Consider the following 18761-nt stretch of genomic DNA (forward strand, 5'->3'; position numbering starts at 1 on the left):
AAATATACAATTTTATTTTGAAATGCAAATGGAAAGGACTGAATTACCCGATTTTTTCAAAGAATTATCCACGCTGGTAGAAGATGCGCACCGTTACGCGAAAGTTGCGGGTGTGAACTTCTTCAAGCAGAATTTTCGCAGACAGGGATTTCTTGATACATCACTGATACCGTGGGCTAAAAGGTCACTCACAATCGGTTCGGATCGTGGCGTATTGATACAAAGCGGGAAACTTCGCGACAGTATTCATGCAGTCAGTCGAGGGATAGACCGCATTACTTTTCAGACTGACCCGCTGGCATACGCCAAGATTCACAATGAGGGCGGGTATATTGTCGTAACGGAGCGGATGAAGCGTTATTTTTGGTATTTGTACATGAAGTCAACCGGAACAATGCAAAAGAAAAAGAATGGCGAATTACGGAAAAATAAAGCCAATGCACGGTTGTCTACAATGGCTTCCTTCTACAAAGGTATGGCACTAAAAAAAGCGGGCAGCAGGATAAGGATTCCGAAACGTCAGTACATGGGTGAATCTGCCGCATTCATGAAACAGCTGGACGCATGGATAGCGTCGGAGATTGACAAACGATTCTCAAATATTTAATCAATATAGTTATGATTTGGACAGACTGTTACAAAGAACTGGTTGAAATAATACGGAGCAAAGACGGGTTCCTGGCATCTATTCCGGATGAGTATTCCGAGCTAAGGGAAAGGATGGAAAACACACCGGAGATTGAACACATCGACATGTGGCATGAACAGGTCAGTTTTCTCGATGAAGAACATCCCTTTTCGTCCCCGGCTGTATTCATTGAATTTAATACGCTGGGCATCGAGGACGAAGGGTTGCTCGTTCAGCGGCTTCACACACAGATTGATTTCCGGCTGTTTTACGAAACCTTTTCCGATACCTGTGAAGGTGCGGAAATGCAGGAAGAGGCGTTGTCATTCCTTGATCTGTTGACTTTACTGGGGATGATGTTGCACGGAAAATCGGGGAAGAACTTCGGCACGCTCCGACGCACCCATGTCGGACGGGAAGAGTCGGGAGGTGCGGGAAACATGTACCGGATCAGCTTTGAATGTGAAATCATGGATTACACCACAATGGAACTTGCAAGCCATGCCGACATGAAAGACCGTGAAATGAAAATTAGCAATGGGGACTTACCGGAGAAAACGGAAGACGAAGAACCGCTGTATCATCTATGATGCAACGGTTAAAAACCAAGACTAAGTTGATTTGTATCGTTCTTTTTTGAATCGGGCTTTTTGCCCTCTTTTAATTGCTCGTAATATGATAAATTCTCCGATATATAAAAAATCCGTTTGTAGATGTAGTTCTGATCAAGAAAGAACAGGTCATGACTCATACGCAAAAGAACATCCTCCAAACGGATGCGCTTTTTATCATAGAGATGATAGAACGTTTCTACCATCTTCCGGTCACGTATTTTGGTCATTTCAGGATTCCGCATAAGAAAGCATTATTATAAGCGCAAATATACGGATTTCCGGTGATTTGTCAAAATTGAATATAAGCCTGCGGGGGAAAGGCTATAAAAAGCCCCCAGCCTGTTAGTAGTAATACCACTCACGTACTAACAAAATGCGCTGTATCGCACAGCTGAGGGCTAATACCTTCTGCTGCGATACAGCGCATTTTCGTTTCGTACATGAGTGGTGCGACAAAGATAATCAAATTTGTATTATGAAAGTCATAGAGATATTAAACTTTAATAGGGAACTCCTAAAAAAATTACAGGATGCCGGAATACGGCTTGAAGATTGTCGCTATATCGATCTGTATGCGGATTATATGAAACTGTTAGGACATGGTGAGAAAGTGTCTTATATAGTCGCGGCATTATCTGACAAGTACCTTGTCAGTGAGAGAAAGGTATATAGTCTTATCAAGCGTTTCCAAAGTGACTGCAAAACGTTTGCAGTGTAAACAACTTCATGTATCGTGCCGGATTGACAGCCCCGGAGTACTTTTGTCCCGAACTCAAATTATTAGTTATGGGAAAATATACGTATAAACCGCAATATGGCGTTATCGTCATTTGCACAGATGAAAAAGAACAGCAGGCTATTTATGAACGCCTGAAAGCTGAAGGTTTAACTTTAAAGGTAGTAAGTGTATGAGAGTAGAAGTACGACACCATTGCAGCGATTTTGACAGCTATCGCGCTGCAAGGGTAAAAAGCCTTTTCAATGCGGAAAAAGGCTGTGATTGGGAAAAGGTGGCTGAATTGCCCATCGAGGGTAAGGAATGGCAAATAGGTTTGATTGTCGGACCTTCAGGAAGTGGAAAAACCAGTATCGGAAGCAAAATCTTTAACGAGCCGATTTATGACCTTTATTCCGGTTGGGACAGCAATAAACCTATTATTGACTGCATCGCTCCGGACGGGGATTTTAATACGGTCACCGGAATGCTTTCGGCTGTAGGTTTGGGTGACGTTCCGGCATGGCTACGCCCCTTCAATGTGCTGTCGAACGGTGAGAAATTTCGCGCTGGTTTAGCCCGTTTGGCTTGCGAACGTCCGGAGCATGCCGTCGTTGATGAATTTACGTCCGTGATTGACCGTCAGATCGCGAAAGTGGGTGCGGCAGCATTCTCTAAAACTTGGAGACGTGGCAAAGGTAAGATTGTCCTTCTATCCTGTCATTATGATATTATTGAATGGTTGCAGCCGGATTGGGTGTACGATACTGCGGAGGCACGCTTTTACGAGCGTGACTGTCTTCGGCAACGTCCAAAACTCGAACTTCAAATTTATAAGGTCAGAGGAACTGTATTCCCAAGACTGTTTAAACAGCATTATTATTTAGACTTGCCGTTGCCCGTTGCTGCGGAATATTTCGTGGGTTTCATTGGGAACGAGCCCGTATGCCATTTGGCAGTAGCCCCCCTTTTCACAGCTGGAGCGTATCGCTCGACGCGTTTGGTAGTCATGCCGGAATGGCAAGGCATCGGAGTTGGCACTAAATTTTTAGCTGCAGTATGCGAATATCATCTGAAGGGGAACGGACGTTGTGGGAAAAAACTACCTGTATTTTTCCATACTTCACATCCCCAGTTATGCGGAGCTTTACGGCACTCAAAGAAATGGGTACAAACAGGAGCCAGCCTTTATGGTTCAAATAAGGCGAGAAGCGCAAGTTCGATGGCAAAGTCCATGCAGGGAAAAGGAAAATCTACTAAATGTTCTACCGGATACGGAGGTCATTTCAGGGCAGTACAGGCATTTAAATATATTGGGGAATATGATCATCAAGATATTAGGAAATAAGGACTCACAGGCTTACAAAATAGCGGAAGCCTGTGTACGCGAGAAAGGTTACCGTGTTTGGAACGAAAGCACCGGAGTGTATGATCTAGCCATTGCCCCGCTTCTGACGGAAAAGGTGTCGGTGGAAGTGTTGAAAGAACCGCTTTACGGGACATTGATATTTCACCCGTCACCACTGCCGTATGGACGTGGCGCATCTTCAATCAAATGGGCTTACAAACGGCAAGAGCCAATCACTGCTGCCACATGGTTTTGGGCGGATAACGGACTTGACACGGGTGATATATGCGAACAGGAAATAATCAAAATAGACTATTCAGCCCGTCCGCGTGATTTTTACGAGCGTGATATTCTGCCCGCTATGGAAAGGACGCTGGTACGTTGCTTGGACAATATTCAAATGGGATATATACGAAAAATACCGCAGGTGGAAAGCTATTCAAGCTATGACAAGCGGTTATAAACATTTTTAGAAAAAACGAAAGCCGTGCAGAAGAAAAGTTCCGCACGGCTTCATTATTGTTATTCGTTAATTCTTTTAAGCCAATCACTAACACATTTTTCCACTTCTGCATAGCTGACAAACGTTTTTTTTCAACAACTACTAAGTGTCGCATTAATTCACTGCGAATCATTCCTGTATCATCCTTCCAAATGTTTATAGCTCCGTTATTTCCAGAAGAAGTGCACGCATATCCCAATTCTAGTGTCGGTTCTATATCGCTAGTATCGTTAATCCAATATGCATCAACTTTGTACTTCTCTACCCCAGGAATCTTCTTTAATTGACAAAAAGGTTTTTCCTTCTTTACGACTATATTCTTATTCATTTCTATCTTGTTTTGAGCCTAATTAGGCTACATCGTTAATACTAATTTTTCCTTTCATTACTCGTTCTACTTGCCTATCAAGTATCTCTTGAAACTCTATCTGGCAGATAAGAGAGCAATCTGGTATAATCTCTTCCAGTGGGTCACCTCGCCATGTTGGTAATTCATCTAGGAAGATACGTCCGTCTTTATCCTTTAGACACGTTGCGCCAACATCACGTTCAATCTGTGCTACCTCGTTGAATACATCTGGAAAATCCTTTCGTATCTTATTCCAGTAGCCCATACCGCCTTTGACACAACCGATGCAGTTATTATTATTGTAACCCATTGAGTACATGACAGGCTGTTTAATGCCAGCTTTCCAAAGCATCCCCATCGCATCCGGCTTTGTTATCTGCCTTTCAATAAGAGGAAATAAAGGCTTTGTATCAGGGTATTGTTGCTTTAGCCGGATAGCCCGATTTATTTCTTTCGGGTCGTAATCGAATCCCCAAACTTGCCCGTCCCAATGTTGCAATTCCTTTTCCAATTTATACCGAACTTTCTTTTTCAGTTCAAGAGTACAAGCAGCACCATGCGCACCATTGATGAAACCTTTCCTTAAAACGTCAGCTACACAAGTATATTTGTCGCTTCGGATAATGTGGATAGGCTGCCTGTACCACTTCTCACAATCTGCAAGGAATCGGGTATTATCAGGATGTCCGGAACCTGTCTCAATATAGTATATATGCACATCATTATACAAACTCAACGCTATCTTACAAGCGACTGCGGAAGTTACACCGCAAGAGAACCATGCTATTATCATATTTTTTTTATCTTTGCAATTCACTTAAACATATATATATTTATGAATACCCAAGACACTATCTTACAAGGATTACTGAATAACACAACAGTTGGGCAAACAGACATAACCAAGCATATGCTTTTGTTATGGGCTCAAGCATTGGAACCTTCCATAAAAGATGGACGTGAAGTTGGACTTGCGATTTCACAATTAGTTTATGATGGATACCTAATCAAACAGAATCCAGAGAATGAAAAACCACGCTATTATGAAAGAGTTTTATAATCTTCATTTTAGCTTTAACAGTCAAAGATAGGGTTACTCCTGTCTTTGCTTTATTTAAGTTTTTGTTCATTTCTATTTTTTTCTTAAGTTATTCGGGAATTTCTTCAATGTCAAACCACTCTACATCGGGATTATTCAGTCCATAAAAAGTTATTAATCTTTTACGGTCAATAAAACCACTGTATTCGGTTTCAACGGGTTTGTCCACTCCGATTTCTTTAATTGTAATTTTATAATGTTTACGTATCATACTTCATGCCATTTTTAATCTTCTACCGTTTTATCATCGGTTAATAAACGTTTCATTGCCCGGTCTCTTTCCGCTTTTGAAGGATAATTGTCCCCATACCTTTTCCAACTATCCGGATTTATATCGCTTTTAAAAGTGATATGCGGCTGGGGGTAATCATGGCGACGCAGGATTGTATATCCGGCTTTGCATAGTTTTCTTTGGTCTTTTGCATTCATCTTTTTTCTAATTAGAATTAAACTTGATTCTAGCATAACGATAGAATCGTATATAACCAAACAGGTAGGAAGGGTGCTCCGTATTATCCGATATGGTAATTTGTACATTATAACCTTTTATTCGTAAAAAACGGGCGGCAATTTCCTCAATAGTGTATGTTTTTGCATATATATCCCAATCACTAACGGTCAATACCGTTTTCACATTCCCACTTTTCAGAATCCTTTTAAAATTTCTGATAGTGCGTATTATCTCCTTCTTTTTGTTCATACTTTAGTTTTATCCTCTTTTAAAATAGTTTTATAGGCTTCTTCCATCCGTTCAATCTCTTTCATGCATGCCAGCCATCCGGGAAAGCCCCCAATGTTTTTGTCATCGATATAGCAATGGGCATATATCTTTTTCCCGCCTTCACCATATTTGGCAACATTTTCAGGATCATGGTCATTTACACGGTCAAATGGTATTTTGCGTTCCAACAGCCAGTTGATGGCATTCAATAACTGATCACCAGTACGGCACGTCCAAATAATGATTTTATGTCCTTCATCATGTAATTTCCGGAGCGATTCGCCAGCGTATGGTTGCTCCCCGTCAATAGCCGGGAATTTCCCCCGGCTAATGGTTCCGTCAAAGTCAACTGCTATAATCATAATCTACAGAATGAAGGTTCAATACGACGCCATACTCCGTTCTCGTCACGCTTATGGAAATAGTAATTAGTTGCAGTTTTATACACGACATTGCTTTCTTTGAACAACTGCATGATAGCCGCATATTCTTCATCAAAACGTGACTCCAATTCATACAATTTGCTTATAGACTTATAGTCCAAATCCCCCTGACGGTTACGTTCGAGAAGCGTCATCGCCATTTGATACATCGGATCATCGACTCCTTTTTCTGAATGGGCTATATAATTCTTCAGGTAGTCAATCAGCCTTTCGGCAGCGAGATCGGCACGTTCATCAAAACTTTTCACCTTATTGCTTTTTACCTCCAGTTTGAAGTTCCCGTCTACTACTGAAAAAGTGGCGGTTTCTTCACCCTGACGCATACGGAGCTGACCGTATTCCCGCATCACGTTGCGGAAAGCCTTGCTTTCACCTACAATCCAATCATAAAAGCCCTGAACGTCATTCACTACTGGCATGAGTTTACTTTCCACATCGAACATGAATTGATGCCTCAATGCTTCGTAGGTTTCTTTCCGCTGAATGGACTCTGTTTTTTCTTCCTCTTTCAGTTTACGCAACAGTTCCGCCTTTTCTTCTTTTGACAATTTACTAATATCCATACTATTAACTTTTAAATGATTAATTACAATTTGATTTTATATACTTCTTTCAGTTCCCGTTCCTTGTTTTCCACTTCGATATAAAGCGATGACCTTTGGTCTACCAGCTTCGCAAATGTATTGCGATCCATATTCCCGGCATACAATTTTTCGTGTATAGCATCCAGTTCACCGGGAATCTTGTCAAGCCGATCCAGTAATTCATTAATCCGGTTAATCCGGTGTTGTTCCGCACTAATATCCGCCATCTTCTTTCTTCTTTAATATTGATTCCAGCTTCGGTATCAACAGGAGAAGTTCTTCCCCGTCCAGTTCGCGAAACTTCTTTCCAGCTATCCGGACATCAAGGCAAAACGCATTTACCGCTCCCCAGTCCGTTGTGTCGATTCCGATCCGCTGCACTCTCTTCAGAACAGCCGACCTGCGCCTCCTTATTTCCCGTTCGGTGATAGTCAAATCCCTGTTTTCTTTTTTCGCACCGTTCAAATAGCCGCAGAGATACATTGCTTCGCTGTATGTCAACTCTTTTGTGGTATTTGTCCGTCCGTCCGTTAGGTCTAGCAGGATAGCCCGCTTTTGTTCGTCATCAATGCCTTGTGCGCTGTATATGATATGCAGGCGTTTGATAAGGCTTTTACTGATAGGTTTCTTCGTCTTCTGTTCCATCATTATCACTTTTAATATTTTCAATCCAATGTTTTTGATACCCTTCCGCCCATACTATGTAATATCCGCGTGAACCTCCTTTGCCACGTCCGATAAATGTTGCTTTGAAATGTTCCACGTAGATTCTTTTAAAGCTGTCACGTTTCACGTCATAGGCGGTTTTTCCTTCCACCTCGCGCCCGTCCACATGCGAGATAAAGACAAATATCTTTCGCGGATACTTCTTGCGCAGGCGGATTATTTCGGGGGCTTTCGCTCCCCCTTGCTGCTCGAAGTATTGTATGGAGTCTATCATTATCACGTCCGGGCTACGTTGCTTTGACAAGTATTCGTCCAATTCTTTGATGGTGGCTTCGTCCGAGTAGATTATATTGTTTGTCTTACTGCTGATACCTACATCAAGCACGGAGTTCACGAAGTCGTCACACGCGCCCATTTCCAATGTTAGATAAAGAACACGAAGCCCCATTTCATCAAATTTGCGTGCCAGCTGCAGAGCGAAAGAACTTTTTCCTTGTCCCGACTTTCCGTAAATGATCCAGCAACCGGACTTTTCAGGACGACCGAATGCCAAATACCATTCACCGTCAAAATCAATATATTCATGTCGGATGTCTTCTAGGTTCTTCTGACTCCAAACTTTCATGCCAGTTCTCCACGCTCGATTTGTTGTTTGATTATACGGTCTTCGATCATGCCGGACAGTTCACGCAAATCATCGGTAAACCAAACATATTTTCCCGGCACAGGCTCTTTTTTCTCTTTATTCAACTTTCCCCAAATGGTTTCCTGTTCCTCTGTATCATTGATCCCGTTTGCCGCGCAAATGGCTTTGACATCTTTTTTCGTAGCTCCCAGTAATGCGATGTAGTTCCGGCAAAATCTACCGTCGATTTCATCATATCCTTCTATACGACCAACATAACGTTTTATATTACGTTCCAGCGTCTCTGTTCCGGCTACGATAACCCCCAAACGGTGTAAAGTGTCATCATATAGCGGTATCAACGTACAAAGGGCACTGTGCGCTAATTTTCCGGCATCATCAAGGATTAACAAAGGAGATTTTCCAGCCATACGGTTAATGTGTGAAACAATTAAGTCCATCAGGTCGTCGTTATCCATATAGCGTATTACTGTTTCTCCCATACATGTGGCTAACTTGGTCAGGAATTTACGTGCTGTCCATTTCCGGCATTTCAGATATATGACTGAATTATCAGCACTCATGTTATAAAGGTCTATGAGGGATTGAGTTTTTCCACTACCGGAACGTGAAGATATACACATCCATTTGTGATTCTTCTTTGCAGCAACGAACGCGGTGCGTACCTGCTGGTAACTGGTGACGCTTTCCACTACATTCCAGGCGTTTTCGTAGTAATTTAGACCGGAAGCAATCTTTTCAGCGATGGAGTCTTCATTCGCTCCATACTTGCCGCTTCTGAATTGGGACATGGCGGTATCCGATATTCCACATTTACGCGCCAACTCCGTTGCAGATGATCCGCGATTGATTAACTTCTCTATGTACGTTTTTAATGCTTGATTATCCATGTTGTATATCTTTTAAATTGTTTTTAAATCATCTTGAAAAATTCATGTCCAGCGGGTTGTAATCGTAATCTTCATCATCCGTTCCGGTGGAAGCCATTGCTACACTTTGCCGGGTGATATGTTGGGTCACTTCCATGAAATCTGCATCCGTGGCGTCATCCCTCATTTTTGACCGGACATCCTTGTGCTGTCCCAAGCTGTCAGTTATCAGGTAGTGGTCAAGAACCGTTCCTGCAGCTATTTCGGGGATACGTTGGCAAATGGTGGTGATTCTCCTATCGACGTCTTTAGCCTTCTCCTTTACCTTCTCCGCCATTTCATTGTTGAACCTGTCGACACGTGTCCGGTATTCAAAATGTTCCGGTTTCTGATCAGCCAAAGCCATCGGAACTTTGATATCACGTTGCAGTATGTATTGCAATGTCCCAATCTCCTTGTCTACACGACCGGACTTCAGGCGTTTTGCGTTCGATACAAGCACCTGACTCATATCGTCCGGGTCAAAGCGTACTATCCAGTCTTCGTTGTAATGGTCGCGGAGGGAAAGGTCGAAGCTGTCGAAGCAGATTCGTTCACCCATAAACTCGATAAACAGCCCCGAACCCGTGATCTTATTCGTGCGTCCGGTGGTTTCCCCCATGAGCATCAGATATTCCTCAATCCCGAAAGGCATTTTACGGGCTTCTTCGGTGCGTTCCCATGCAGCGCGGTAAGCATCTATCTTCTTTGCCCGTTCCTGCGCTATAATAGCTTCCAATTGTGCAATAACGGTGGCTTCATCCGGGATGAACTTGTGATTCTGGTTTAATACTTCCAAATTAGGCTGGTTATCCTTGTCAGCAGTGATGCCGAAGCCTGACCAGTTCGCCTGTTTTTGGCAGTATTCCACATTCAGGTGTTTGAAATAGGGTTCTACTATTTTGGACTTTGCATTTCCCAAAGCGGCTGGTGTATAATACTTGGTCATGGCTTCATAGAAGGGAACCATCACCTTCTTTTGATAATTGTCACTTTGTAGCTGTAAAGGCTTATAGCGTTCCCCAAACAGCTCTTTGGTATGTTGTATTGCGTTTCGTAATGCTTCACGGATAAGCGCGGGTGACTCATGATCACCAATGGCGTATCCGACCGGATATTTTTCACAGGCATCAAGTACGACTACCATCGTTTTCCGGTTGGTATAAGTGGTGTACATATATCTATTTTCCTCACCGTTTTTCTTCACCGTTTTGGGAGTCTTTTTCTGATAGAACAGTTCCGCATCCCATCCGTCCAGCGTCCAGTAAGTAAGTGCTTGTGTCGGGGCTTCACGGTGTATCTGTTTCATGCGTGTGTTTTTCAGAGCTTTGTCCCCCTTGTTTCCCGCCATTGTTGTGAGAGCAAATTTTTGTCTCCAGTTCTCAACAGTGGTAGGGCTGTCAATCGGTTTCCAATCCATCAGGGAAGCCACTTTGTTGTATTCCTCCATGATTTGAACATTATTCAGATTGTTATGCATGCTGATTAACTTATGCATCACCGCCTTCGCATCCTCGTTCATTACGACTGCCGCGTATTTGTTGCCATACGATTTATGAATGACACTGCGATAGCCTTCTTCTTCGCTGATCCGTCGTGCCGCTTCATATTGTTCGCATTTACGTTTCAAAGCTTTCCAGTTCTTTGGTAGGTTATGAGGAAAAATATCACGTCCGTTCGGGTCTTTCAGTGTCAGCAGGTCATTGCTCAATTTACAAAGTTTCTCCCAAACGTTAATCCGTGTACTTCCGCCACCTATCGAGTTGGCTTTACGACCATCGCGAAGGGACAGGAGCGCGTTCATGATGCGCACATTAAGGGTATATTCGTCAATCTTCGCGGGGGGAAGTTTCTTGTCACCATCATAGCGGTATTTCACACTGAAAAACTCGTAGGCGGCATTGCTGTAGACAATCGCATCTTCCAATATGGATTTCTGTGTTTTAGCAGCAATTTCCGCACGGGGATCACCCTTACGTACAATGTACTCTTTTTTAACGTCCTTTCTCATGGTTTCAAAATCTACTAGGGCAGGACATCCGGGAATACCACGACGGAGTACAATAAGTTGTCCGTTCCTCGCCATCGAATAGTATGTTCCTTCAGGAATGAACCCATCTTCACTCCCAACTTGCGTTTTGGGATTGAAGATGATTAATTCATTCGCAAACACGCAAATCCGATTATTAAATATCTCAGCCATTATATTAATATTATTATTTGTGCAAGTTCCGGCACCGCCCCGGAATTGTAGCTACTTCCCCTCTTTTCACCTGTTCCCATTGAAAACCTGTCCTAACACCATTAAATAATACCATGACAAATTCAATCTGAAACCATGAGTCTGTGTTATCCCGAAATACGGGGAAGTTCCTTGCTTGCATACTTGTTTTACTCTTCGTCCTTTTCCGAACGGAATTCCCTTTCAAGAATGGTCACTATCGTGAAACAGGCAATGACAAAAGCCGCCTGCACATTAGAGGCAGACACCTCAATCCCGTCAACCAATGAAACGGTAGTTATTATCCCGACCGCTATCAACACATTCTGAATCACTCTAAATGTTTTCATATACTATATCGTTTTTCTTGTTCTACATTCATTTTTCTAAAAAGGCTATTCCTATTCATCACGAACCGGAATAGTTTTGCTACATTTGTAGCCAATATGGAAAATATTTAATTTAAATAAACCGTTATGATGTTTTTCGATGATTTGGAATCTAAACTTGCATCAGACCAAACAATATGCAAGAGTATACTCCGAGATGTAAAATGTCCTGTTCATAAGCTAAAGGCACGTATCATCTATGATTACGACAATGACTTCACTTATGCCCATATTACGAAATGCTGTTGTCCTCAATTTGCCCAAATAGTGTCGGATACGATCCATAAAACAGAGACTATTGATGTAGTAGAAATTGACGACTGTGAATATACTCGCTGAATTGGACAACTTTCTCACTGAAACCCGGCACGTGTCACCAACCATGAATAGTTTCTTCTTGAATCTGGCATGGTTGCCGAGGCGTAGCACATCATCTGCTGTTAAGTTATCACCCATGACAATGGCTTGAAAAATGATGCGATCTATACGTTTCAAAATCTTATTCTTTTGCATTGCAAATTTTTATTTATTGCTTATTACTCTTGTTACATTTCCGTGAGAATCCAAAACCTTCACTTTTGATGGTTCATTGCCTTCGGTATATTTAATACCGCCATTTTCTTGTGCCATTTTGCGGATTGCTTCTGCATTTTTTCCGTTCCGTTTGAAACGGAGTATTTGACTAAGATTTGCGAGAGATATTCCAAATGTTTCTGCAATCATCTTTCGTTTTTCCGTGTCTCTTAATTCAATTATTTGTTTCATACCTTTTTATTTTTGAGTTATTATTCATACATTTGAGCGCTGTTAATCTGTAACACGCTGCAAATATAATAGAGATATTTCAATTATGAAAGAAAATACGAGAGATTTTTCAATATTAAAGCAGAGAATTCTGCAATATTTGGATTTTAAAGGGATTACAAAGTATGAATGTTATAAAAATACAGGCATAACCAATGGTGTGTTGAGTCAACCGAATGGAATGTCTGAAGATAATTTATTGAAATTTCTCTCATATTATAGCGATATCTCTACGGATTGGCTGCTTGCTGGATGTGGTTCAATGCTACGTGATGACAATCAAGCGAAAATTTCTAAAATCGTTCCAATAGAGTCGGAATTTGAGTCAATCCCTATCGTTGATATATCTGTAGCTGCAGGTTATGGATGTGAAAATCCTGATTTTATAGAAGTTGTGAAAACTATTAGTCTTCCTTACAATATGCTACGTAGGAATAGAAAATATTTCTGTGTTAAAGTACGGGGAGAAAGTATGTCTCCGACATTATTAGACTGTTCATATCTTATCTTAAGATTATTGGATCGAAGCGAATGGAATGAGATTAAAGACAATCATGTATATGTGGTAAGCGACAGAAGTGGACGTGCTTACGTGAAACGTATAAAAAATAGATTTCGTGAACATGGTTTTATAGTTTGTACCTCTGATAATGTTGATAAAGCTAATTATCCAAATTTTAATTTGATGGAAGATGAGATTAATACTATACTATATGTGGAATGGTATTTAAGCGCAAAGATGCCTAATATTAATGCGACATATTATGATAAAGTAAACCATTTAGAAGACGATGTGGATGCTTTGAAAAGTCAAATGTCCCTACTTATGAAAAGGTTAACTTAATATCAAATATTATTTTTACCATAAACGCATGTATTTCAACGTATTATTAAAACATTCACATCCCTAAAAGTTGTATTATAGGGTATAACTCAATGCATATACCAGTATTATAGGGTAAAACTCAACAATAAAAACACTTCTTTTTTAATGGGTGTTTAATGGGTGATATTCACATTTTGTTCTCATTTTCTAATGGGTGTTTAAAGGGTGATGGCATGGGTATAGGCTATTTTAACAATAAATTAAATCTTTTCCATAAGTCTGTATTTATCACGAAATAAACAAAAATACATCTTATTTTCTTTGTTTATTTCGTATATTTGCAATTAGAAAAACTTCTATATAGTAACTATATGGAAGTTTTTAGTATTATAAATATCTAAAAGTAAGGTCATGGCTAAAGAGACTAAGGTTATACATGTTCATCTCATTTTCAAAAAAACAAGCCGTTTTTTTGGTTCTATATCAGCAATCTATTCTGAATTTACTGCTGAAGAGATAGGTATTACGGAAGAAACCCTACGCCACAAGGGGTTGTCTGATGGTGTTTCCTTCGCTACTAAAAAAGCGATCATACAACAAGGAGTACTTATTCGAAGTGCGCGAAAATAGCATTTTAAGCCGCTGTAATGTATTTCTATATCTAAATTAATAAAGGCTATATCCCCCGTCTAAATGGAGTGTATAGCCTTTATTTAAGCCTAAAACGGAAGTAACATACAGCCTTTCCTTCGCCTTTTCAATCTATCTCTCATTGTTTTCCCTATTTACAGCACAGTCTTCCGGAATGAATATAGAAGCAACGGAAGCAAAATAGAAGGAACGGAACTTTTTGTTTTCTTCCTAAATATATCGCAAAACATTCGTCAATCACCTATGTACAAGCGGCTTCACGTACTTCGTCCTACATTTTGTCCATGCCACATTTTGTATTGAGCCCCGTAAGTTGGTGAATAAATTATTGTTGGATTAATAGATATATTTTTGAAAAGAATAGATATGAAAGATTTTTGGAATGACTATAAAATGATAATATTAGTGATATTATCACTATTGATTTTTTCTTTTGTATTGATGTTGAGAGAAGAAGAACTTGTTAATAATATAGGAATAAGCCTTTTTGTAAATGTGAGCACGACTGCTCTGACAGTTTTGGTAATTGATAGATTATATCGAAGAATTGAAGTTAGAAAGAAAAAACCGCTTGAGTTTGCGGCATATAATGATGTAACTCTTTGGTGTAATAAATTTATTAGCTTTTGGCAAACGGCTTACCGTGATTGTGGATATTATGCCCCTAAAACAGATAAAGGTATTTTCTTGGAAGATGAATTTCGAAGAATTTATGATTCTTTGCAACTTGATGCTATTGCTCCTGTTACCCCAAAAATATCTTGGGAAAGATATTTACTTTCCGAGAATCAAAGAATGATAGATGGAGGAAGAGAAATTCTAGTGAAATATGCATATTACATTCCTCCTGAAATATATAAGGTAATATATCAGTTAATTGATTCTCCATTTATATATACAATTTGCAATATACCGGCAATAAAATTGTCAGATATTGAATTTAAAACAAATAGGAAGAATGTATTAGGAGCATATACGGCTAAACCTAAACAAGCAGAATTAGATTTATTTTTAAAAGTTCATGGTTGGTGTTTTACTAAACATAAGGAACTAGGGAAACTATTTAAAGGGGTACGTACTGTTTCTGCATTAATATAATTGTTTTTATAATGCATATTTAACCTGTAGAACATTTCTATGACATTTTAAAAGGGAAAGATTAGTATGTAGGACATTGAAAAGTCCTTTTTATTCCTTGGTATAGATATTGTTTTGAAAAACAGATAGTTATATTGCATTTTAGCAAAGCATGATTTTCAAGAATTTAGCCAATCGGGAAACCGGTTGGCTTTTTCTATATATTTGCTCGTGAACGTTCAAAAGGAGTTAAAATGCTTTGTAAATATGTACTTACCGTTGATAGTATTTCTTATGATATTCCCAAATCTTGTATTCAGAATTGGGATGAAATAAAGTTTTCCCGTAAACGCTCCGGACTTGAAGGAATAACTAGAACCTTTACTTCAAAATTCCAGTTTGTTGGAGAAGCCTATGATCTCATATTGGAGGAGTATTTGAGCAAATACCTGGCTTCCAATGCTAGTATCACCGTTTATACTATAACTAATTCTCATACTTATGAAGAATTCTTCAGTTGCCGACTGGATTTCGGTTCATTGACCTATGATGGAAATACTGTTTCTATTAATTTGATAGATGATAGTGTCGCTAGTATCATAAAAGCCAATAAAGGTACACAGTACGAGTATTTGGTAGATGAGATAAAAGATACATATCAGCTTTATTATGATAGACTACCGTTTAATTACTACGCGAACTATATATGTGGTGGATACTCTTTAGAAGATGGAGGGCAATATGTTGATTTCTCAAGAGATATAACAGGAAAAACTATATTCCAGTCTCTTCCATTGGAAGTCGTAGAAAAAGACTTACCAGAATCAGATAGTCCTGTAGAAATAAATTCTGTGACTTTAGATACTTCTGTACCTGCTTTTTTAAGGGCGCATAAACCAGTCAAGGTATATATAACTCCCGAATTCAACTTTTATTTAGGCAGAGGAGATGTAATGTTGACACTTGCTAAAGTTGATGGGAACGGTACCACAAGCACTATTGCGAGTTGGATAAATACCGATTATTCAGGAAATACACATACAACAGAAAAAGACACTTATAGACCCGAACAATATCGGGATGTTTATGCAATAGACCTTCAAGATGGTGAATGTCTTCAATTTGTCATACATGATCCGATAGGTAATATGAATGTTAACGGACCTGGAAAGGTGTATTTTTCTAAATATTCACTACAGGTTAAATGGACTTCAATAGCATCACCTATCAATATAGATGTGGTAAAACCTATTACTGTTCTGAATAGTTTGCTCAAAAGTATGAATGGTGGTAAAGGGGGTATAAAAGGCGAGATAGCTTCCGGTGTAGACAATCGGTTGGACAATTGCCTTATTTTGGCTGCCGAAAGTATTCGTGGGATATTGTCTGCTAAATTATATACCTCATATACGAAGTTTGTAGACTGGATGGAAGCCTGTTTTGGCTTTGTTCAGAAGATTGAGGGGGATATTGTAAAGTTTGTCCATCGTGACAGCTTATTTACTTTTAATGGTAATAAGAATATATCAAGAAGCATTTCAGATTTTCAATTTAAAGTAGACAGTTCTAGGATATATGCACGAGTTAAAGTTGGTTATGATAAAGTTGATTATGAATGCTTGAATGGTCGTGATGAATTTCGATTTACTGCTGAATATACTACTGGATTGCAAGTAACAGACAATACACTAGAGTTAGTGAGTCCTTATCGTGCAGATGCTTATGGCTTGGAAATCGTGTCACAGAAAAGGGGAAGTAGTTCTACTGATAACGAAAGTGATAATGATGTGTTTATCGTTGGCGCAATGCTCGCTTATAATAAGGTTATTGGGAAAGCGGAATATGTACTAGAAAGGAATGCGGATTGGAAGATTGCAGGTGTTCTAAATCCTGATGCAATGTTTAATGTTATGTATTGGCAGAAAGCTATGTTGAAAGCTAATGCTAAGTATATTGGCATGTTCGCTGATTCTCTTCATTATGCTTCTTCGGATGGGAATAGCAATGTTATAGTCAATGATGTGAAATTAACTGATGACTTTATACTTGAAGAGCATTTGGTCACTTGTGGAGATGTTTCATTTACAACCTTTGATGAGGATATTCCACAAACAGATGATGGAACGATTAAGATTCAAAAAGGTGGCCTTGTTTACGAAGGTTACATCAAAGAGGTGAGTAGTGTGGTTGAGAGAAATGAGGGAGTGAAGTATGATTTATTTGTCCGTTCAATAACAAAAGCCTAGAATATGATTATAAGCCCGTTTACCCCACTATTTTTTTCTCCGTCTACCGATAAGTTTGGAGCGAAGAGCAAATATGTGCAGTTATTTGCACGTACAGACCGGATTTTTGTTGAATTGATTTTGACGCCCAGAGAGCAGGAGCCTATTGTTTACATTAATAATCTTTTAAGTAATATATCTACACCTGTATCATTAAGCTCATGGAAGATGAATGATGATAAGATTCTTTATTTCTATAACATTTCATTGCTTCCATGTGGATACTATACTGTAACAGTTAATGGGAATACGAGTGAGATTTTTAAAGTTACGGACGATGAATGTGAGTTATCAGAAACCAGCCTTATTCAGTATTCAATGAAAGATAATAAGCAGCGTCTTGATGCTGTCTGGTGGATAGATGGGATGCAATACTTTTTTGATTTTCGCGTTCCTGGTGGTTTCAAAGATAACGGATGGACGTTCGGTGTGGATAATGAGCAGTTCGTGACCTCTGATGAGGATATTGTTGAGCTATTCAGCCACGAATATACAACAGTATTATTCACGCTTGGAAATGGGATGGGATGCCCTGTGTGGTTTGCTGAATTATTGAATCGTGTCTTATGCTGTAATTACGTCTACTTTGATGGTGTCCGATATACCAGAAAGGAAAGTAATGTTCCGGAACTTAACCAGCAAATAGAGGGATTGAAGAGTTTTGTGTTCAATCAAATGTTACAGAAGGTAAGAACGATGAATCCAGTTTTGGAATGGAATAACCAGCTTGCTATGAGGTGTGTACAAAGCGGTGCTTATAGGATAGCAGATGATGAAGGAATGCGTAGTATCAAGTATGGTTCAGAAAGTGAGGTTGCAGAGGTCGGAGCATATATCAATATGACTAAGGCTATTCCTAATACTGGAGTTTCTATTAATAGTGATACTATGGTTACTGTCAACAGTATTCATCACCTAGGTGTTGATGAAAATTCATATTGGGATTTGATTGCAATCAAGACGACTGACATAGATAACAAGTATATTGGTAGAAGAGGTTACGGTAAACTTACAGTTAATGGACTGGATAGACTAAAGAACGATTTGGACAACGGTTCGATAAATTTGCGTGCTGTACTATATAAAGGAGATTCGTATACTAACCTCATTGAAGGGAGTGTAATCAGTAGGGATGGTGTATGTGTCTTGAAAGGTATTAACGGTGGAGATATTGGTGCTCTGAAGGAGTTCCAACTTTATCTTGATAATGTCTATGATTGCGACATAGATAATCTTGGTATGACCATTGAGCTTGTATGGGTATATGAAAATGATTAAAAAAGAG

Annotated in this window: 27 protein-coding genes; 12 read left to right on the top strand and 15 right to left on the bottom strand. The window is 39.6% G+C overall.

Annotation, left to right across the window (positions count from 1 at the left end):
• Positions 1-28 precede the first annotated feature (28 nt).
• Together DWZ47_RS03300 and DWZ47_RS03305 are read left to right on the top strand one after the other, a co-directional pair.
• Positions 29-607, top strand: a complete 579-nt coding sequence (locus DWZ47_RS03300) for a hypothetical protein (RefSeq protein ID WP_117512354.1) — start codon at positions 29-31, stop codon at positions 605-607.
• An 11-nt stretch (positions 608-618) separates the two neighbouring features.
• The gene (locus DWZ47_RS03305; RefSeq protein WP_032855846.1) at positions 619-1218 is read left to right on the top strand and encodes a hypothetical protein; all 600 of its coding nucleotides are present in this window, start codon (positions 619-621) and stop codon (positions 1216-1218) included.
• A gap of 8 nt (positions 1219-1226) precedes the next feature.
• On the opposite strand, the gene DWZ47_RS03310 is transcribed toward DWZ47_RS03305, so the two are convergent.
• Positions 1227-1484, bottom strand: coding sequence for a hypothetical protein (locus tag DWZ47_RS03310; RefSeq protein ID WP_007765947.1), 258 nt, complete (start codon positions 1482-1484; stop codon positions 1227-1229).
• Positions 1485-1717: 233 nt separating this feature from the next.
• Here DWZ47_RS03310 and DWZ47_RS03315 point away from each other — a divergent pair, with 233 nt between their 5' ends.
• The 4 genes from DWZ47_RS03315 to DWZ47_RS03330 all read left to right on the top strand — a co-directional run bounded on the left by DWZ47_RS03315 (position 1718) and on the right by DWZ47_RS03330 (position 3768).
• Positions 1718-1960 (top strand): hypothetical protein, encoded by a 243-nt coding sequence (locus DWZ47_RS03315; protein ID WP_004303271.1) that lies wholly within the window; start codon positions 1718-1720, stop codon positions 1958-1960.
• A 68-nt stretch (positions 1961-2028) separates the two neighbouring features.
• A complete protein-coding gene (locus DWZ47_RS31250; RefSeq protein WP_004303272.1) occupies positions 2029-2154 on the top strand; it encodes a hypothetical protein in 126 nt (41 codons plus the stop codon).
• Complete coding sequence (locus DWZ47_RS03325; RefSeq protein WP_117512315.1) at positions 2151-3305, top strand: GNAT family N-acetyltransferase; 1155 nt, start codon at positions 2151-2153, stop codon at positions 3303-3305. Before DWZ47_RS31250 ends, DWZ47_RS03325 begins: the two co-directional genes overlap by 4 nt.
• Positions 3280-3768: a formyltransferase family protein gene (locus DWZ47_RS03330; RefSeq protein ID WP_070750654.1), complete on the top strand. Its 489-nt coding sequence runs from the start codon at positions 3280-3282 to the stop codon at positions 3766-3768. Before DWZ47_RS03325 ends, DWZ47_RS03330 begins: the two co-directional genes overlap by 26 nt.
• A 389-nt stretch (positions 3769-4157) precedes the next feature.
• Here DWZ47_RS03330 and DWZ47_RS03340 read toward each other — a convergent pair whose 3' ends face one another.
• Positions 4158-4949, bottom strand: a complete 792-nt coding sequence (locus DWZ47_RS03340) for a hypothetical protein (RefSeq protein ID WP_004310124.1) — start codon at positions 4947-4949, stop codon at positions 4158-4160.
• 42 nt (positions 4950-4991) lie between these two features.
• On the opposite strand from DWZ47_RS03340, the gene DWZ47_RS03345 reads away from it, so the two are divergent.
• The gene (locus tag DWZ47_RS03345) at positions 4992-5216 is read left to right on the top strand and encodes a hypothetical protein (RefSeq protein WP_032856001.1); all 225 of its coding nucleotides are present in this window, start codon (positions 4992-4994) and stop codon (positions 5214-5216) included.
• A gap of 88 nt (positions 5217-5304) precedes the next feature.
• Here the strand turns inward: DWZ47_RS03345 and DWZ47_RS30585 are convergent, their stop codons facing one another.
• The 13 genes from DWZ47_RS30585 to DWZ47_RS03405 all read right to left on the bottom strand — a co-directional run bounded on the left by DWZ47_RS30585 (position 5305) and on the right by DWZ47_RS03405 (position 12598).
• On the bottom strand, positions 5305-5466 hold the full coding sequence (locus DWZ47_RS30585; RefSeq protein ID WP_195210084.1) for a hypothetical protein: 162 nt from the start codon (positions 5464-5466) through the stop codon (positions 5305-5307).
• 14 nt (positions 5467-5480) lie between these two features.
• On the bottom strand, positions 5481-5684 hold the full coding sequence (locus DWZ47_RS03350; RefSeq protein ID WP_032856000.1) for a hypothetical protein: 204 nt from the start codon (positions 5682-5684) through the stop codon (positions 5481-5483).
• Between the two features lie 7 nt (positions 5685-5691).
• Positions 5692-5955: a hypothetical protein gene (locus tag DWZ47_RS03355; RefSeq protein WP_004303280.1), complete on the bottom strand. Its 264-nt coding sequence runs from the start codon at positions 5953-5955 to the stop codon at positions 5692-5694.
• Complete coding sequence (locus DWZ47_RS03360) at positions 5952-6338, bottom strand: hypothetical protein (protein ID WP_004310123.1); 387 nt, start codon at positions 6336-6338, stop codon at positions 5952-5954. Before DWZ47_RS03360 ends, DWZ47_RS03355 begins: the two co-directional genes overlap by 4 nt.
• Positions 6335-6982, bottom strand: coding sequence for a DUF3164 family protein (locus DWZ47_RS03365; RefSeq protein WP_004303282.1), 648 nt, complete (start codon positions 6980-6982; stop codon positions 6335-6337). Before DWZ47_RS03365 ends, DWZ47_RS03360 begins: the two co-directional genes overlap by 4 nt.
• A 23-nt stretch (positions 6983-7005) precedes the next feature.
• Positions 7006-7230: a hypothetical protein gene (locus tag DWZ47_RS03370; RefSeq protein ID WP_004310122.1), complete on the bottom strand. Its 225-nt coding sequence runs from the start codon at positions 7228-7230 to the stop codon at positions 7006-7008.
• Positions 7217-7651 (bottom strand): hypothetical protein, encoded by a 435-nt coding sequence (locus tag DWZ47_RS03375; protein ID WP_004310121.1) that lies wholly within the window; start codon positions 7649-7651, stop codon positions 7217-7219. Before DWZ47_RS03375 ends, DWZ47_RS03370 begins: the two co-directional genes overlap by 14 nt.
• Positions 7617-8294, bottom strand: coding sequence for an ATP-binding protein (locus DWZ47_RS03380; protein ID WP_004310120.1), 678 nt, complete (start codon positions 8292-8294; stop codon positions 7617-7619). The genes DWZ47_RS03375 and DWZ47_RS03380 overlap by 35 nt, the downstream gene beginning before the upstream one ends.
• Complete coding sequence (locus tag DWZ47_RS03385; RefSeq protein WP_117512316.1) at positions 8291-9205, bottom strand: ATP-binding protein; 915 nt, start codon at positions 9203-9205, stop codon at positions 8291-8293. Before DWZ47_RS03385 ends, DWZ47_RS03380 begins: the two co-directional genes overlap by 4 nt.
• A 28-nt stretch (positions 9206-9233) precedes the next feature.
• Positions 9234-11426 carry a hypothetical protein gene (locus DWZ47_RS03390; RefSeq protein ID WP_117512317.1) on the bottom strand — a complete coding sequence of 731 codons (2193 nt, stop codon included), beginning with the start codon at positions 11424-11426 and terminating at the stop codon, positions 9234-9236.
• A gap of 188 nt (positions 11427-11614) precedes the next feature.
• The gene (locus tag DWZ47_RS03395) at positions 11615-11794 is read right to left on the bottom strand and encodes a hypothetical protein (RefSeq protein ID WP_004310117.1); all 180 of its coding nucleotides are present in this window, start codon (positions 11792-11794) and stop codon (positions 11615-11617) included.
• Between the two features lie 219 nt (positions 11795-12013).
• The gene (locus tag DWZ47_RS03400) at positions 12014-12328 is read right to left on the bottom strand and encodes a hypothetical protein (protein WP_147330779.1); all 315 of its coding nucleotides are present in this window, start codon (positions 12326-12328) and stop codon (positions 12014-12016) included.
• A 27-nt stretch (positions 12329-12355) separates the two neighbouring features.
• The gene (locus DWZ47_RS03405; protein ID WP_032855997.1) at positions 12356-12598 is read right to left on the bottom strand and encodes a hypothetical protein; all 243 of its coding nucleotides are present in this window, start codon (positions 12596-12598) and stop codon (positions 12356-12358) included.
• 85 nt (positions 12599-12683) lie between these two features.
• Between DWZ47_RS03405 and DWZ47_RS03410 the strand changes: the two genes are divergently transcribed.
• The 5 genes from DWZ47_RS03410 (at position 12684) to DWZ47_RS03435 (ending at position 18754) form a co-directional block, all read left to right on the top strand.
• The gene (locus DWZ47_RS03410) at positions 12684-13481 is read left to right on the top strand and encodes a helix-turn-helix transcriptional regulator (protein ID WP_117512318.1); all 798 of its coding nucleotides are present in this window, start codon (positions 12684-12686) and stop codon (positions 13479-13481) included.
• Positions 13482-13874: 393 nt separating this feature from the next.
• The gene (locus DWZ47_RS03415) at positions 13875-14093 is read left to right on the top strand and encodes a hypothetical protein (RefSeq protein WP_007765896.1); all 219 of its coding nucleotides are present in this window, start codon (positions 13875-13877) and stop codon (positions 14091-14093) included.
• A 387-nt stretch (positions 14094-14480) separates the two neighbouring features.
• A complete protein-coding gene (locus tag DWZ47_RS03420) occupies positions 14481-15212 on the top strand; it encodes a hypothetical protein (RefSeq protein ID WP_117512319.1) in 732 nt (243 codons plus the stop codon).
• Positions 15213-15445: 233 nt separating this feature from the next.
• A complete protein-coding gene (locus DWZ47_RS03430; RefSeq protein ID WP_117512320.1) occupies positions 15446-17437 on the top strand; it encodes a hypothetical protein in 1992 nt (663 codons plus the stop codon).
• 3 nt (positions 17438-17440) lie between these two features.
• Complete coding sequence (locus tag DWZ47_RS03435) at positions 17441-18754, top strand: hypothetical protein (RefSeq protein ID WP_117512321.1); 1314 nt, start codon at positions 17441-17443, stop codon at positions 18752-18754.
• The last annotated feature ends 7 nt before the right edge of the window (positions 18755-18761 follow it).

Origin of the sequence: Bacteroides sp. AF32-8BH (genome assembly GCF_003435205.1) — a bacterium.
GTDB lineage: Bacteria > Bacteroidota > Bacteroidia > Bacteroidales > Bacteroidaceae > Bacteroides > Bacteroides ovatus.